General features: G+C 42.6%; 17 protein-coding genes. 8 read left to right on the plus strand and 9 right to left on the minus strand.

All coding sequences use genetic code 11. From position 1 onward, the window contains the following. Positions 1-350 precede the first annotated feature (350 nt). Positions 351-1,601 carry a DUF4912 domain-containing protein gene (locus tag H6G59_RS00580; RefSeq protein ID WP_190711237.1) on the plus strand — a complete coding sequence of 417 codons (1,251 nt, stop codon included), beginning with the start codon at positions 351-353 and terminating at the stop codon, positions 1,599-1,601. Between the two features lie 671 nt (positions 1,602-2,272). Further along, the gene (locus tag H6G59_RS00585) at positions 2,273-3,430 is read left to right on the plus strand and encodes a tyrosine-type recombinase/integrase (protein WP_190711238.1); all 1,158 of its coding nucleotides are present in this window, start codon (positions 2,273-2,275) and stop codon (positions 3,428-3,430) included. A 19-nt stretch (positions 3,431-3,449) separates the two neighbouring features. Here H6G59_RS00585 and H6G59_RS00590 read toward each other — a convergent pair whose 3' ends face one another. Then, positions 3,450-4,070, minus strand: coding sequence for a hypothetical protein (locus H6G59_RS00590; RefSeq protein ID WP_190711239.1), 621 nt, complete (start codon positions 4,068-4,070; stop codon positions 3,450-3,452). 234 nt (positions 4,071-4,304) lie between these two features. On the opposite strand from H6G59_RS00590, the gene H6G59_RS00595 reads away from it, so the two are divergent. Together H6G59_RS00595 and H6G59_RS00600 are read left to right on the plus strand one after the other, a co-directional pair. Continuing rightward, a complete protein-coding gene (locus tag H6G59_RS00595; protein WP_190711240.1) occupies positions 4,305-4,865 on the plus strand; it encodes a DUF6788 family protein in 561 nt (186 codons plus the stop codon). A 63-nt stretch (positions 4,866-4,928) separates the two neighbouring features. Beyond that, entirely contained in the window at positions 4,929-5,876 is a 948-nt protein-coding gene (locus H6G59_RS00600; RefSeq protein WP_190711241.1) for a hypothetical protein, read from the plus strand. Between the two features lie 45 nt (positions 5,877-5,921). On the opposite strand, the gene H6G59_RS00605 is transcribed toward H6G59_RS00600, so the two are convergent. Then, entirely contained in the window at positions 5,922-6,173 is a 252-nt protein-coding gene (locus H6G59_RS00605; RefSeq protein ID WP_190711242.1) for a hypothetical protein, read from the minus strand. 150 nt (positions 6,174-6,323) lie between these two features. On the opposite strand from H6G59_RS00605, the gene H6G59_RS00610 reads away from it, so the two are divergent. Then, the gene (locus H6G59_RS00610; protein WP_190711243.1) at positions 6,324-6,965 is read left to right on the plus strand and encodes a hypothetical protein; all 642 of its coding nucleotides are present in this window, start codon (positions 6,324-6,326) and stop codon (positions 6,963-6,965) included. Positions 6,966-7,268: 303 nt separating this feature from the next. Here the strand turns inward: H6G59_RS00610 and H6G59_RS00615 are convergent, their stop codons facing one another. The 3 genes from H6G59_RS00615 to H6G59_RS00620 all read right to left on the minus strand — a co-directional run bounded on the left by H6G59_RS00615 (position 7,269) and on the right by H6G59_RS00620 (position 9,635). Beyond that, positions 7,269-8,822 (minus strand): virulence-associated E family protein, encoded by a 1,554-nt coding sequence (locus tag H6G59_RS00615; protein ID WP_190711244.1) that lies wholly within the window; start codon positions 8,820-8,822, stop codon positions 7,269-7,271. Positions 8,823-8,911: 89 nt separating this feature from the next. Continuing rightward, entirely contained in the window at positions 8,912-9,055 is a 144-nt protein-coding gene (locus tag H6G59_RS27785; protein ID WP_422601573.1) for a plasmid mobilization protein, read from the minus strand. Between the two features lie 379 nt (positions 9,056-9,434). Beyond that, a complete protein-coding gene (locus H6G59_RS00620) occupies positions 9,435-9,635 on the minus strand; it encodes a helix-turn-helix domain-containing protein (RefSeq protein ID WP_190711245.1) in 201 nt (66 codons plus the stop codon). A gap of 236 nt (positions 9,636-9,871) precedes the next feature. Between H6G59_RS00620 and H6G59_RS00625 the strand changes: the two genes are divergently transcribed. From H6G59_RS00625 to H6G59_RS00635, 3 genes are all read left to right on the plus strand, one after another. After that, complete coding sequence (locus H6G59_RS00625; protein WP_190711246.1) at positions 9,872-10,117, plus strand: hypothetical protein; 246 nt, start codon at positions 9,872-9,874, stop codon at positions 10,115-10,117. A 59-nt stretch (positions 10,118-10,176) separates the two neighbouring features. After that, entirely contained in the window at positions 10,177-10,398 is a 222-nt protein-coding gene (locus H6G59_RS00630; protein WP_190711247.1) for a hypothetical protein, read from the plus strand. 100 nt (positions 10,399-10,498) lie between these two features. After that, positions 10,499-10,894, plus strand: coding sequence for a hypothetical protein (locus H6G59_RS00635; protein ID WP_190711248.1), 396 nt, complete (start codon positions 10,499-10,501; stop codon positions 10,892-10,894). Here the strand turns inward: H6G59_RS00635 and H6G59_RS00640 are convergent. The 4 genes from H6G59_RS00640 to H6G59_RS00655 all read right to left on the minus strand — a co-directional run bounded on the left by H6G59_RS00640 (position 10,891) and on the right by H6G59_RS00655 (position 15,400). Continuing rightward, positions 10,891-11,988 carry a tyrosine-type recombinase/integrase gene (locus tag H6G59_RS00640; RefSeq protein ID WP_190711249.1) on the minus strand — a complete coding sequence of 366 codons (1,098 nt, stop codon included), beginning with the start codon at positions 11,986-11,988 and terminating at the stop codon, positions 10,891-10,893. The genes H6G59_RS00635 and H6G59_RS00640 overlap by 4 nt on opposite strands. 214 nt (positions 11,989-12,202) lie before the next feature. Beyond that, positions 12,203-13,135 (minus strand): manganese catalase, encoded by a 933-nt coding sequence (locus H6G59_RS00645; RefSeq protein WP_190711250.1) that lies wholly within the window; start codon positions 13,133-13,135, stop codon positions 12,203-12,205. A 290-nt stretch (positions 13,136-13,425) separates the two neighbouring features. After that, positions 13,426-14,436, minus strand: coding sequence for an SDR family oxidoreductase (locus H6G59_RS00650; RefSeq protein ID WP_190711251.1), 1,011 nt, complete (start codon positions 14,434-14,436; stop codon positions 13,426-13,428). 61 nt (positions 14,437-14,497) lie between these two features. Next, positions 14,498-15,400 carry an alpha/beta fold hydrolase gene (locus H6G59_RS00655; protein ID WP_190711252.1) on the minus strand — a complete coding sequence of 301 codons (903 nt, stop codon included), beginning with the start codon at positions 15,398-15,400 and terminating at the stop codon, positions 14,498-14,500. Between the last annotated feature and the right edge of the window lie 58 nt (positions 15,401-15,458).

Here is a 15,458-nt window from a genome sequence, read left to right on the forward strand (position 1 = left end):
CCGTCTAAAACTCCTTATGTCATGATTTGATGACATAGTGATCCCCGAATGGCTAATAAATACGTCAAACAGACCAAAAACCGTCTTCACACCCCTTGCTCACTAGGCATGATTACTGGTTAATATTTATTTAACGAAAGCAAACCGCTGATCCCGAAGAAATGCTAATGATGGCAAGACGAGGAATCGAAAGTTTGCGAATCTCAATTTAAAAACCAACTAAAACACTTATAAACTGGGCAAAACCAGAAGTCAGGAATAAGAAATTCATCTGGGATAGGTGACATTTTAACAACCATTCTATAACCCGGGGAAATCATTTACCTTTAAAACTACTGGAGGCCAAATTAATGGCAAAAGAACGCCCCCCGCTAGAGGAGATGACATTACGGCAACTTCGCAAAGTTGCAAGTGAATGCGGTGTTTCTCGCTATAGCCGAATGCGTAAATCTCAATTGCTGGCATCGATTCAAGAAATCCAGCGCAACAAAGTTTCGCTTAGTCCATCTCGTTCACTGGAGGCACAGGAAACCGTGGAAGCAGCAAAGTTTGAATTAGGTCAGGAAGATCGTACTGGTGGCTCTCTAGCTGATGTGGATGAGGCACTTGCCGATTTACCAGCAGGTTATGGTGAAAGCCGCATCGTTTTATTACCTCGTGATCCTCAATGGGCTTACACATATTGGGATATTCCCAATGATCACAAAGAAGAACTTCGTCGTCAAGGCGGACAGACCCTAGCACTGCGGATTTATGATGTTACTGATATTAATATTGAACATCAAAGCCCCCACAGTATTCAGGAATATCCTGCTGATGAACTAGCAAGAGAATGGTATTTACCAATTCCGGTAAGCGATCGCGATTATGTCATCGATATCGGTTATCGTACCGCAGATGGTCGTTGGTTGGTATTAGCTCGTTCTGCTAGAGTTCACATTCCTCCCGTCTATCCTTCCGACTGGATTGAAGATGTCTTCATCACCGTAGACTTTGAAGAAGACTTACGCGGTAAGACTAAGTATGAACTAGTTCCCCCAGCTAAGAAAATTGCCACTACTGCTGCTGGAACTGCAAATGGCAACCCCATTTATGACCAAATCTTTGGTTTAGCAGAATCTGCTGAAGCTCAACGGGTAGCTGGTTCTCTCTTCGGTTCCATGCAACAAGTACCCGGTTCTGCACGTCCAGAACAAGCTCTTAGTTCCTACGTATTCCCATCTGGTGTGGGTATGTGGGCAGTTCCCACCGTATCCGGTTTAACTATGTCCGGTGTAGGTATGTCTGGTGTTGGCTTCTCTGCTTCCGCAGTACCTGTACGTCCTCGTCAGTTCTGGTTAATTGCTGACGCTGAATTGATTGTATACGGTGCAACTGAACCAGATGCGAATGTAACTATTGGTGGTCGTCCAATTAAGCTGAATCCAGATGGTACATTCCGTTTCCAAATGTCCTTCCAAGATGGTTTAATTGATTACCCAATTTTAGCTGTTGCTGCTGATGGTGAACAAAGCCGTTCAATTCACATGAAGTTTGAGCGTGAAACACCTTCCCGCAATACCAATACCAAAGAAGAAGCTGTTCTGGAATGGCTTAAATAAAGTTTGAATTTTGAATTTTGAATTTTGAATTTTACATTACGCCATAACTGCAACTTTTAATAATCCCCGCTATAGTAATCCTGTAGCGGGTTTTTCATGGAGAAGGCAGAAGGCAGAAGGTAGGAGGCTTTACACGCTTCATGTTGGCTATGGATTTACCGCTAACTGTCCCTTATTTGTCCCTAAAGTTTATGGGATTTTTAGGTCAAGTACGACAGTATTCTTATTGTGGTCAGGGATAAAAAAGTCACCTCGCATCCTTTTATCCCTGCTATAAAGGCTTATAAACAAAAGTAATCTTCATAAGTTGACCTAGTGTGTACACTGCATTATTCATGGCAACTGAGGACTGTTATATTCTCCCCCTTGGTGCTGGCTAACTACGTAATATCAATACTATTGTAGATATTTTAGTGTTTATTAACACTATAGTTAATACCAGATTTTTCTGTTATGTTAACCAGCAATGTTAACTCTCAACCCTTCATATAAAAGCAATACAACTTAGACTGCCATAAGCTTATTGGATTTTTAGGATAGCTACCATAGTATTTGACTTGTCACTAATAACACAATAAGTTAATCATCGAGTTGTGCTAAAATATGTCCTAATGGTGCAATCACAATAGGGGCTACCAGTAAGTTTATTAAGTTATGTAAAAGGGTGTCCAATGGTTACAGTGGGTATAGAGGAAAGAGCAGGGTATTGGAGATTAAGACTGCCCAGGATTGTAGCCAAGGATAGTCCCCGATACATCAGCACAGGCTTAAAAGCAGACCCAGATAACTTTAAGAAAGTTCAGAGGTTGGCTTGGGATATAGAGGAAGATATTGAGACAGGGAATCTTGACCCGACATTAGAGAGATATAAATCACATTTCAAGCCTAAAGTTACTGTCGCACCTAAGCAATCCTCGGTTAGCTTAGTCACTCTCTGGGAGAAACATAGTGAGTTCAAGAAACCCCAGGTAGCAGCCACCACATATAAAAAGGATTATTTAGGTAGGTACTACACCCACATCAAGAGCCTACCTACAGATCGTCTGGGGGATGCGATCACTATCAGAGATTATTTATTGGCTACCTACAGTGCCAATACTGCACAGAAGGTATTAGTATATATTTCAGCGTGTTGTGATTGGGCTGTCAAGTCAAAGCTGATAAAAGATAACCCATTTCTAGGGATGGCTGGGGATATTAGGAAGCCTAGAGGACAGAAGGACATTGACCCTTTCAGTACCCAAGAGCGTGATGCAATCATCAATGCCTTTCAAGAACATCCCACGCAATCCCACTATGTCCCCTTTATCAAGTTTCTATTCCTAACTGGTTGTAGGACTGGGGAAGCGATCGCGCTCAAGTGGCAACACATCAACTCTGACTGTACTCAGATTATCTTCTGTGAGTCCTATGACGGACAGTACGGTATCACAAAGACTACCAAAACCGGAGTAAGTAGAAAGTTCCCATGTAACCCCGTGCTTAGGGAACTGTTGTTAAGTATTAGACCTGATGACCGCACCCCTGATGCCCTAGTCTTCACGATTCCGGGCGGTTCGCCTATCAATAACTCCCGATTTACTAACCAAATCTGGAGAGGTTGTCGATCTGGTAAGAAGATATATCACGGTGTAATCCCCCGGTTAGTAAAAGAAGGTAAAGTAGATCGCTACCGATGCCTATATAACACTAGGCACACATTTATTACTCAGTGCTTAGAAGCGGGAGTCCCAATACCACAGATAGCGCGATGGGTAGGTAACAGCCCCGAAGTCATAATGAAACATTATGCGGGGTGTTTAACCACTATGGAAGTCCCGATCACATAGCGTAACCGGGGAACTGTGGCTACTTGCTACCCTTACCACCTACCGGGGTAATCTCATCCACCGTAACCTTACCAGCCAGTAGCTCTGCCAGCTTGTCCCTTGTCTTGTTCTGATATCCGGGTATCTGGTATTTATTGGCAAGTTTAATCAATCTGGGGCGCTCACAGGCTTTAAGCTCCTCAATGGTTGCCAGCATCACAAAGCTATCACTATCAGTTTTATGATGACCCTTACCATTCCCGTTGCCATTGTGATTTTCCGAGGCTTCCGGGGTTTCCTCTGGTTGTTCACCTGCGTGAGTAGGATCAACATCTACAGTTACTTCCGGTGTAGGCTCTACAGGTTCAGGGGTAACAGGTGAGTCCTCATTCTCCACAGTAGCCGCTAGTCGTAGCCTGTCGCCTTGCATCAGGGCATCAATGGCAGCTTTAAAAGTTGATAACTCCTCTGGACAGACGGCATTGATTAAGGCAACAGCGGAACTGAGTTGATTAAGTGCGCTATCTGTGGCTTGGTCAACGCTCTGTAGTTGCTGAGAGAAACTTTGTAGGTCGGTTAGCTTGGTCTGTAGCGCGGTTATTTGTTCCTGAATAAAATCGATTTCTGAGTTAACTGTGATGATGCGGCTCTGTAATAACATGGTATGAATCCTTTCAAGTGTACCCCAGTTGTGTGAAGCGGTTTAACCGGGGCTGGTCGCTGTGGTGTCTCTCACCTATGTAACCATATTAGACCATTAGTAGTTAACTGTAAATAGTTAACCTATCATAGTTGCTTATGATAAATAACCTGATTAATACATAACTTTGATAGTATACTTTTAGGTTGCTATCAAAGGTTAACTATAATGTAGTAGTAACCTACGGTTAACCAGATGCAATCCCCGTACATAGCGAAAAACAGTACATATCTGACCACTGAAGACGGTCAAATCAGCCTAGAATCACCTGATTTTATTCAGTGGTTGGAGGCTAATGGCTCTTTCGGATTTGAGGCTGGAGAGAATAGTTATCGGGCTAGGAAAGACAAGTTACCTACAGGAGTTTACTGGTACGCTTACAAGAAAGTAAGCGGTAAGTTACATAAACGGTATATTGGCAAGACTGAGGAGGTTAACTATACCAGGTTGCATCAAGTAGCCCAGGGTATCAGGCAAACATCAGTTAGGCAGCCTAAACAGATTGAAGTACAAAGCCAAGATACCCCTAGTTCCGTACTAGAGACTCTACAGGTAGAGATCAGAGAGCTAAGGGTAACTGTAATGCAACATCAGCAGATATTAGAGAGTCTAACCGCCAACCAGGTACAAACTACACCTGATTACCAAGCGATCGCTAACAGTGTTTTGAACGGATTAGGGCTAGGTAGACAATCGCAGGCTGGTAAAGCCCTGGATCGGTTCATCAGGGAGTTGCAGAAAACTGAACAGGGCTAATCGGGGTCAATGACTACGAGTGGCTTTATTTCAGGTGGCGACTACATTGTATCAAGTGTGTGTATGACAACTAAGGTAGTTGGGCTAAGGCTCGAAGCAGAAGTAATCGACCAGTTAGATAAACTTTGCCAGGAAAGCGGTAAATCTAGAGTTGAGGTAGTTACTCAACTTATCAGTAAAGCTGTTAACAGTATGACTTCGCAAGATAATAGTGTTAACAAAAGTGTGTGTAGCTATCCTATAGGTGCTAAACTCCCTATAGAGTGGGAGTTAAAGGTGGGAAAGTATAAAACCCAGAAGGTAGAACAGCGTGAGTTCTTAGTGTTTCCCGATGATCGTGTAGTGGCTTTTTGGAATAAAAGCCTAAACGGAAATAGAAAGTGGCTAGAAGTTGCTAAGGTTTACCCGGATGCAGTTTGGGAGATAGCAAAGCCACGCATAGACCGCGACTATGCACCTATAACAGCACTAGAGGAAGCTTTGGCATTATGGGAGGCTAAGGAAAACCACCCAAGTATCATCAAAGCTAAAGTGGTTGGTTGGTCAGATACTAAGTATCAGAGGTTTGGCTGGGACTTACAAGACGCTGTAGAGGCAGCCGATGAGTTTTTAGCAAAGCTAGAGGCATCAGCACCGCTACCAGATAACCGTTTGGGTGATCAGCCATCATCCCCATTAGACAATACTGTGGAAACTGGTGAACCTCTGGAAGTGGGTAAAGATGCCACAGTTCCTCAAATCAGTCAGGATACCCCCGATCCTACCGAGAAGATTATGGATACTTTGGGTGGTGTCCCCCGTAAACTAACTAAGTCGGCTCTGGTTGAGAGGTTAGCGAAAACGCCCAAGGAAGCCAAGCATTATGAAACTCAGCTTAAGAGTATGAGAAGGGAAAGAGTTATAAGAGAATGGACTGCTGAGAGAGATCCTGACGGTTTATCTTGGATACCCACTGATGACACTAGGGAGTTTTGGACTCCGGCAACTGCGATCGCCACAGCCAAAGCCTAACACCTAATATCCAGTAACTACCAGATAAACAAACCTGCTCAACTGCTACATAGTATCAAGGGCATCTAATAGGAACTCCTCAGAATCAGGGTCAATACTACTTTTGTGTAAAATCATATCAGTATTGTTATTAAATGTGAATCGGAAGCCCACTACTTGCTCACCGTCCCAGTAGTCTTCTACTACATTTTTGTCCGCGTCTAAGGCTTCCACTCCTGCCAGGTCTACACCCTTAATCTCGTTAGTCATTTCACCATTGATTTTAACTTGCTTGGTTAGTTTGATAACACCGGACATATTAGTTAGCCCCTAAACACTTGTACTATTTGTGGTATCTTTTACTCACTGTTTTAGTCTTGATGCAAGTATACCGTGTTAGTGTGGTTTTAGTAGCCTTATATGACTTTTTGTATAAAATAAACAAAACATTATGTAATAGCTGGTAGCATGATTAAGAAACTATGGGGTCTTGCTTGTAAGTACCCTAAAACATCTGCTGTGATTGCCATTATCCTTGTTGGGGTAATACTATTGAGGGATTTAACCGAACCTAAAACCCCTCCACAGCAAGCCCCAGAGGTAGCGAGTACACCATTAGAGCGCAATCCTGATGTACCAACAGATAAGGTTTTAACTACTGAACAAGCCAAAAAAGTAGTTGAGGATAAGTCTACAGAACCTGATTGTAATAGGTTAGCATCAGCAGGGGAGCCTGGAACTGAAAATGATACATGGCATAATGAGGTCAAAATCCCTGTGCTTGAAGTTTATAGGGAAATGGGGCAGGAAGTTACTACTGATAACGAAAAAGCCCTTTATGAACTAGTACGGCTGTCTTCTTATATTACAGAGATTGATAAAGCTTCTGAACAGGAAGCTAGAGAGCGCCTTCAATCTTATATTTCAGATTATGCCAAGTTCTACCCAAGTATGACAAATAGAACAGCAGAAATAGCTATGGTACTTGGTAAAGAAATATTTCATCCTGCCATGATAGAAAGAGCCAGAACTAAGTGCGCGTCTCTGTATCAAGAGGCTGGTACACAAGGTACACACAACGCGCAAGACATACAAGAGGATAGGGATTAATCAGACTATCAAGACTATCTAAGACTATCAGGAATCCGGTGTTGTTTTTGTGCTGTCTTGCTTACTGTGTATAGGTTTCAGCCATTGAGACTATCAAGACTATCAGATTCACCCAACTTACCTTAGATATATGTACAAAATGTATTTGATTGTACTTAAGTTACTTAGCCTGGTTATACTTTTCTATTTTTGATAGTCTTGATAGTCTTGATAGTCTTAGAAGCTAGAAACCCTTGCTGCATCTAGGTTATAGCTGAGACTATCACAACTAATCCTGATAGTCTCAAGTTAGAGTTGATAGTCTCAACCTAGCCTCTGATCTTCTTTAACTTGCTGAATATTTTGGAGAGTGACCCTGTAGGCATTAGATACGCCTGGTTTTACCCAGTACCATACCTGTTTACCATCATCTGTCGTTAAGCGGGTTTTTTCATACTTTAACTTTTCTTTTAGTACCTGTGTGACCTTGCGGTCATTTCTGTTGATCTTAAATCTCTCAGGTGGGATGCCTAACCCCGCAATCATAAGATCAGAGGCTTTAATAGCTACCCCATCATAGGACTTCTCATCAGTACCGCTACTATCCCTATTCTCATAATCCTGAATATTTTTCTCGATCCTGGATATTAGGTCACTGACTATGTGTTCAAACTCATTGGACTCTTGGTAATCCTTGTTTCTATCTTCAGATGCCTGGGACATCTCTTTATCTGCCCACCAAGTAACCCCATTTTTCCATAAGCGGTAAGCACTTGCTAGAATAGCCTCCCGGTTCTCTTTCAGGAAATCTATGTTAATATCCCTGTCGCCACATGGGATAATCCAGAACCGCCTAGAACCTGTAGGATCTCTCAAGACCTCATCAGAGTTACAAGTACCACCGAATACCACATGGCGCGGGTGATCTGCGGGTTTCCTCTCAAATAGCCCTCTAAATGTATCCTTGGTCTTGGTCAGGAATGCTTTAAGCTCCTCTACCTCTTTCTTCCGGGTGATGCCCTCCATCTCCCCCAGTTCCACTATCCAAGACTTAGCCAACTGTCGCTTGACCTCAGTACCATCAGTGCTGTTATCCAGGTCTAGGAAATATTCACCACCTAGCACTCGGAAGAAACTAGACTTACCGATACCCTGTTTACCCATTAACACTAGGGTATTATCAGCCTGACAACCGGGGGTCATAACCCTGGCTACAGCGGCTATTAACCACTTCTCTAGCATCATCTGGGATAGTGGGTCATCTGCTCCAAAGAGGATACTGGCTAGGCTACCCCACTCAGGTAGCATCTTGATATCTTCAATCTCGATGGGGACATCTACATCACAAAACCCATCTTTAACCATTGGGTGTTCCGGTGTAACTGTTTCAGTTCTGAGATATGTATACTGTTTGGCGATCGCTTCCAACTCCTTTCTGACCGGGTTAAACCCAGTACCCATGAATACCTGAAACTTCCTCTCGAACTGTTCCTTAGATAGCTTACTTAGCATACCCAAAGCATTCTCTAACCTGTCTAGTAACTCCTCATGAGTTGTTGGCTTACCATCAAGTAGTAGTTCCCCAGTCCAGGCATTCATCTGTAGATGATCCTTATAGGCTTTCTTAAATACTTCCCAGAATATATACCCTGCATTAGCCCCTGCTTTGTTGATAAATGTTTTTATTTCATAAGCCGCTTCTGTTTGGAAGCGATGGGCTTTATTATTGAACTTAGAAGACCCTGGAACATTCCAATACAAACTCAATATATCTGATCTTTCCACCAGACTTAGCAGGCTTTCCAAGTCATCAATATTTGACTTGTTAGGACTAGATGTGGTAGAATAGGCTTCTACAAATCTTTCAGCATGAGACATTTATTACATCCTTTGGGCATCAGCCCGAATATGTTTAAACTAAGGGGGTAACTAGGTGGGACTAGATACCCCTATTTGGTTTGTGCGGGTTAGGTGGACTGACTAGCTAGGTATCCTAAAGCCAAGAGTCTCAGGTATTCTGAGAGGCAGTAGCCCGCATCATCAGCCTTCTGTCTGATAACCTCTACCTCCTGTGTGGAAGCCCTAAACCTAACCTCTCTATCTCTCTTCATAACCACCCTCCTGTCGCATTTATTGTTCCTATCTAGGATCTGTCAAGTCTCAGATTTAGTCCCAGGGGTACGGTAAAATAAGGGTTTCAGCCTCTGGCTGTACCAGAGTCAGCCTATGAAACCTTAAGAAAATCTAAAGATAATCAAATATCTGTCTAAAGAAATAGGTATAAATGCTTGCTGGATATCTCAGGTAATCAGGGCAGCCAAGACAGTTCCCAAAACCCGGAAACCTTGCGGGGTAGTGAGGAGGGCATGAAAAGTTGACCCGATGTATGCAACGTGAGTTAACGAGTGAGGGTTTACTGTTGGATATCTTCAGGCGATATGCACACTATCACTTCATTGGGCTGCACTCTATAAGTATCACAGATTTTAATCAAACTCTCACCAATATATCTTGTACTTTACAGTCTAAGACTTCACAAAGGGTATCTAAAGTATCAAGCTGGATACCCTTGGATCTACCCTGTTCTAGTTTTTGCACATTCTGTGGAGACATACCCGTTTTCTGAGCTAACTCGTACTGAGACATCTCTCTTAGCTCGCGTACTTCTTTTAGATTAATCTTCACAGGCATTAGTCTATCTTGTTTCTGACAATAAACTAATATTACTATATTTAGCACTACATTTAGTAATATATAAAACTTATATGGTTAGTTTAATAGTATTACTAATAGTAATACAAATATTATTGACTCTGTTATGTAGTAATACTACTATTAGTAATAGAAAGACATAAAGAAAGCGACCACAAACTTTGGTCGGTGCGAGGTCGCTTTCTCTCAAACCCTAAATAAAGGTTTTTTCTATTATGCCACAGTCATGCTTACAAGCGCCCGTAACCTTACCTAAGCTCACGGGGCTGGATATCGACAAAGTTCAAGATTTAGATTTTGGTGATCTACACCGTTTATGGCGCGGTACGCAACTACTAGGGACTTTTTATCACAGTCTAGATGGCTCTTGGGTTTCCCAGTTCATCAACTCCAATAGCACGCAACGCTGGGTTACTGATTCAGAAGCCATAAACGCCATTGTCACATCAGAAAAGGCTTAGTAATCCAATCCCTTTAGTAATCAAATCGCACACCAAAGAATCTAAATCTGAGACACACCATGATTAACAACGCTAAAAAGTACCAAGTACCTGTTCTAGAATCAACATTTGATAGAGTCATGCAGTTGATGGAACAATCTAAGGTAGAGTGGCAAGGTAATCTCAACCACATAGATGCTTTCTTATTGGCATCAGAGAATGATAGAGGGTTGATAAATAAGCTTACTCCTTACAAGAGTAACAAGGCTCGAAATATTGTTTATGTGGATTACTTCGGATAGATATACCGTCTCAATCACCACAAAAATATAGTTAGCCTCAGATACCCTCTACCTAGAGGGTATTTTTATACCATAATGAGGCTAGAGTTATTTAACTATTATGAATAAACATTTTAGCATACTACTCGTTTTATTCTTATTTATTCTTATAATGCCCGCTAATGCAGAAGTGACTTGGATTCCTGGTAAAGCAGGAACTGGTGAAAGATTAGGTCTAGTCAATAAACCTGTTACCGTTGATTACCTTGGTATTACCCGTTTCCGCTACGCAATCCAGGATAACCAGGGATACCGGGAACGGTCAGCAGCTACCCCTTGGTGTCTTGACGGCAAAATAGATTTAGATTACCGACACAACCCTATGATCTACAAGATACCCTCATGGTGGGCTGAGGTTGAGGATGGTGTGATATTTGTTGAGGCTGAATCACAAGTAGCGATCGCATTGCTAACCGATGTCTGCAAAGCTGCCAAGTTCACCACTAAGTCGCATTAATCTATTGGTAACTTCGGCAACTCCGGTCTATTTATCATGTGACCGTAGTTTTTAATAATCATCGAGATGTCCTTATGCCCTGCCAGATACGCTACCCCGGTCAACGGTATTCCCTGGTCTATGGCGTGACTCACCATTGTATGCCTCGTTGTGTAGGGTTTACGGTAAGGTATTTCCTGATGTTTAAGCACCTTAACCCAATATGATTTTCTAAAGGTATCCTGGTCGATATGTTTACCCCGTGGTGTGGTGAATACCAGATCATCAGGGTTAGCGCCTACTGGCTTAATCTCCTCAAGTAGCGATCGCAGATGATCAGGTAAACTCAGGTATCTGATATCCCCCGTCTTAGTACCTTTCCTTATCCTCTGGTAGCCGTTCCCGGTCACATCTTTAGATAAGCTTTCTTTGATTACTACCTCACCCTTGAGTAAATCAATGTGTTGCCAGCACAAACCTATCGCTTCAGAAGTCCGGCAACCAGTAATCAACAGGAACTTCACAAACGGGGTGTAGTGTGGGTATAGTTTATCAAAACCCTCTATGATTAACCTAACCTCTTCCGATGTAAACGGTTTAATATCCTTCGGCTTATCACCGCGAGTTTTGATTGATTGGTATGGGTTAGATTCTAAATACCCTTGAGTTATCCCCCAACTACAACATGATTTGATTAAACTTATACGCTCTTTTAGGGTAGCTGAGGCTAGATTAAGCTTATTTAGCCAGCTTACATCCGTTAAATCTGGAGAAGCTTTAGAAATCATGACGCGCACCCATCGGTAATGAGTAGCCCTGGCAGATTCAGAGACATCTAAAGAACTTACCCAGAGATCCCAGAGTTGTAGTAGCGTGGTAGGTTTACAGACCTCCTGAGACTTCTTAGGTGCTAACCTATAGCGATTTAAAGTCTGGTCAAAGTTCCCAGCTAATATATCATTCTGTATCTGAGTTGCAATCGCTCTGGCATTGGCTAGATCCCTTTTGGTGTTGTAGTGACCACCGGGGATGGGATTGAATGAGTAGCGTTTACCGCCGTAGCTAAACTTGAGTTGGATATTCCCATTGTGATTAATCGGTTTTATTTCTCTCACTGTCCCTAAACTGTCCCTTGAATCTGGGACAGTTAGCGGCTAGACCTGCGAGAGTAAAGCAAAGCATTACGCCATAACTGCAACTTTTAATAATCCCCGCTATAGTAATCCTATAGCGGGTTTTTTGATGTGATTATCACCTCAGATGAACAAAAACAAAAGTCAGGAAATGTGAGCAATTGTTAGACTTTACAGGACTTACGCAACTGGCATATTAGCCACCGATAGTCGTTGTGCGCTCAACCAAAGGAGGGGCGCTGGCTCCATTACCTTGAGTCTGTCCGGGGTGTGGTGTATCGTGTAGGCGTGGATCAGGAGGTGATAGTTGGGGTTCTGGCCCTAACGGTTGGGGATGTGCCACATACTCGAATTCCCCTTTACCGTCCATAGAGCGTCCTTTTGCCCAGCGACCTTCTTCGCTTTGAGTGCCTTCTGAATGATTCCAGAATTGATAGGCAAATTCGTGTTTTTCCAAGTTTTGGGGGAAGGAACTGGGAACAGGAGTGGTTTCTATACCAGAGCTTTCTATTTCTTCAATGGCTGCTAACCACTGGTTTTGATGCATGGTGTCACGAGCGATTAAGAAACTCAGGGTATCTTTGACCCCTGGGTCGTCGCTCATCTCATACAGCCTCACTGCTTGCAAACGTCCCTGAGTTTCAGCGTGGAGATTAGCTCGAAAATCTGCCAACAGATTACCACTGGAGGCAATAAAGCGACCGTTCCAAGGAAAGCCCACACTGTCGGCTGCCTGCGCTCCTAAACCAGTGACAATGGTATGCTGGGGGTTCATTGCCGCTGCGATCACATCTGTAATTACATCCAGTGGGCTAGTACCACCCATAACTGCACCGACAACAGGGTCTTCTGCGGCTTGTTCTTGCAATTTCAGCGGTGCTTTATCGAGCAAATGACCAATTAAGGTGGAGAGGATCTCAATATGCCCAATTTCCTCAGTACCTGTATCTAACAACATATCTCGATATTTGGCAGGCCCGCGACTATTCCAACCCTGAAACAGGTACTGCATCATCACGGTCATTTCCCCAAAAACGCCACCTATAAGTTCCTGGACTTTCTTGGCGTAGATTGGATCTGGTCGTTGGGGCGGTGTGTAATACTGTAGTCTCTTGTTGTGATAAAACATTTGGATTCCTCGTTGGTTGCAGATGCCACTGAAGACAAAATCAAACTAGTTGGCAAACTTTTATCTGATATTTGTGCAGCTTCTCTTTTCTAGAAAACTAACCAAATCTTTGATCTTCATCAGCCTCTAGTTAGATCAAAAAAATACTTTTAAATTAAGTATTTGGGTTCATTTTTACTTTTTCCATTTATGTCTGGAGATGGAAAAATGATGGCGATAGATGTAAAGCTGAAAAGCTTATACATTAATATTTTCAGCATCCAAAATCTAAAATCCAAAATCCAAAATTATTACCCTCTGTTTTTCAAGGTTTGTACTGCTAATAACGCTAAAACACCTGTAGCCGCTATCGCTCCCCATTGCAACAGGGGATTTTTATCTAAGGCATCAAAAAAGCTGGGGATGACTTGTGTTTTATAGTCCCCATCTATTCTGTCGTGTTCGGGAACAGGCTGATAAAAGTTATTTGGTGCGTTTTCAGATTTTGGCTCAGAACTACGCTGTAAATCAAAACCGATGGTTAGTAACAGTGAATCTACTAGCCCAGGAGAAAGTCGTTGTAATACATCTAACACTTTGGCTGCATCACCAACTAAAAGATCACGAGTTGGGTGTTCCGCTACATAGACGACTGCATCAGCTACCAGCCTGGGGTCGTAGTAAGGTGGTATACCGGCTGGTTTTACGCCTAACTTAGTTAAACCATTATTCCAAAATGGGGTATTAATTACCGCAGGTTTGATACTTGTGACACTAATTGGCCATTTATCATGCTGTAACTCTATCCGCATGGCTTCCACAAAGCCTTCAATTCCATGTTTTGCGGCAGAGTAAGCACTTTGATAAGGAAGCGATCGCCTACCTTCCATTGAAGAAATATGAATTAGCGCCCCTCTTCCTTCCCGCTTCAAATGGGGTAAAGCAGCCATTGCGCCATAAGCTTGTCCAACTAAGTCCACATCAATAACGTGCTTAAATTCTTCTGGTTTTGTGTTGTCGAAAGTGGCAAAAAGCCCTACTGCGGGAGTATGCACCCAAGTATCAATTCGCCCAAATGTTTCTACCGTCTTATCTGCGATCGCATTTACCTGCTCAAATTCCTGCACATCAGCAACAATGGAAGTTGCTTCACCGCCAAAACTGCGAATTTCCTCCACCACAGACTTTAACCCTGACTCACTCCGGGCGGAAACTACAACTTTTGCACCCCGTCGAGCAAATTGTAAAGCTGTTTCTCGGCCAATACCGCTAGAAGCACCAACAACGGAAACAACTTGTTGATTTATCGGCTTTAATTGCATAGATGCGACTCCTTTCAATCTTCAACAAAATTACGACTGACACAAAATATCTCTAAAACTCTTACTCTCTGTGCCTCTGCGCCTCTGCGTGAGACAAATTCATACTTTGATTCACCAACACTAGAAACTTGTTTAACTCAGTAGTGAATAATTCAGGACACTCAACTTGAGGTATATGTCCACAGTTGGGTATTAAAGCCAGGTGTCCTTGTTTGAGACGACTAACAGCATTTTGAGCTTGGTTATTTGGTAAAACTAAATCATTGATTCCCCAGATAATCAGAGTTGGCATTTGCAACTGGGGGAGAGAATCAAGTATGATTTGATGCTGTCCAAATAAATTTAATTGGGCGCGAAGAGCAGATAAAGCAGCCTCTAAAAAGCCCGGTATTTTAGCCATGCGCTCCTGTTCTGCTATCCATTGAGAAGGAACTTTCACAGGTTGGGCAAACAGCAGTACAGCCCGTGATAAAGCCCGCTGCGTTGCTCCTAGAGAAGTTTTGCACCAAGCGATCGCTAATTCTCCATATACAGGTAAAGTTAAATTCGACAGAATGGGGTTAACGATGTTGCTAAATCCCATACTATCTACCAGCACTAAAGCCGCTACTTGTTCAGGTTTTGATAACGCCAAACGCATGGAAATCATTCCACCCAGAGAATTACCAACCAATACAGCTTTTTGAATTTCTAGAGTTTTGAGAAAATCGGCTAAGAACTGGGTGAGAAAATCAAGGGAATAATCGCGTTTTGGTTTATCACTTTCGCCACTACCAGGTAGATCAATTGCTAAAACACGGTGATTGGTTGCTAGTTTGGGTAGTACCCAAGACCAATCAATAACGCTTTCACCAACTCCATGTAATAAGACTAAAGGTGGATCGTTGTTACCTGCTGTCCAGTAGCGGATGTTTAAGCCACTGACATCTATATATTTTTCTTTTGTTACAGTTTCTGTAGTCATTTTTTGTAAAGGTGTTTTTGAATAACCAATGAATTGAAAGCTTTTACTATTCCCTATT

This window comes from Anabaena lutea FACHB-196 (genome assembly GCF_014698305.1).
Lineage (GTDB): Bacteria > Cyanobacteriota > Cyanobacteriia > Cyanobacteriales > Nostocaceae > Anabaena > Anabaena lutea.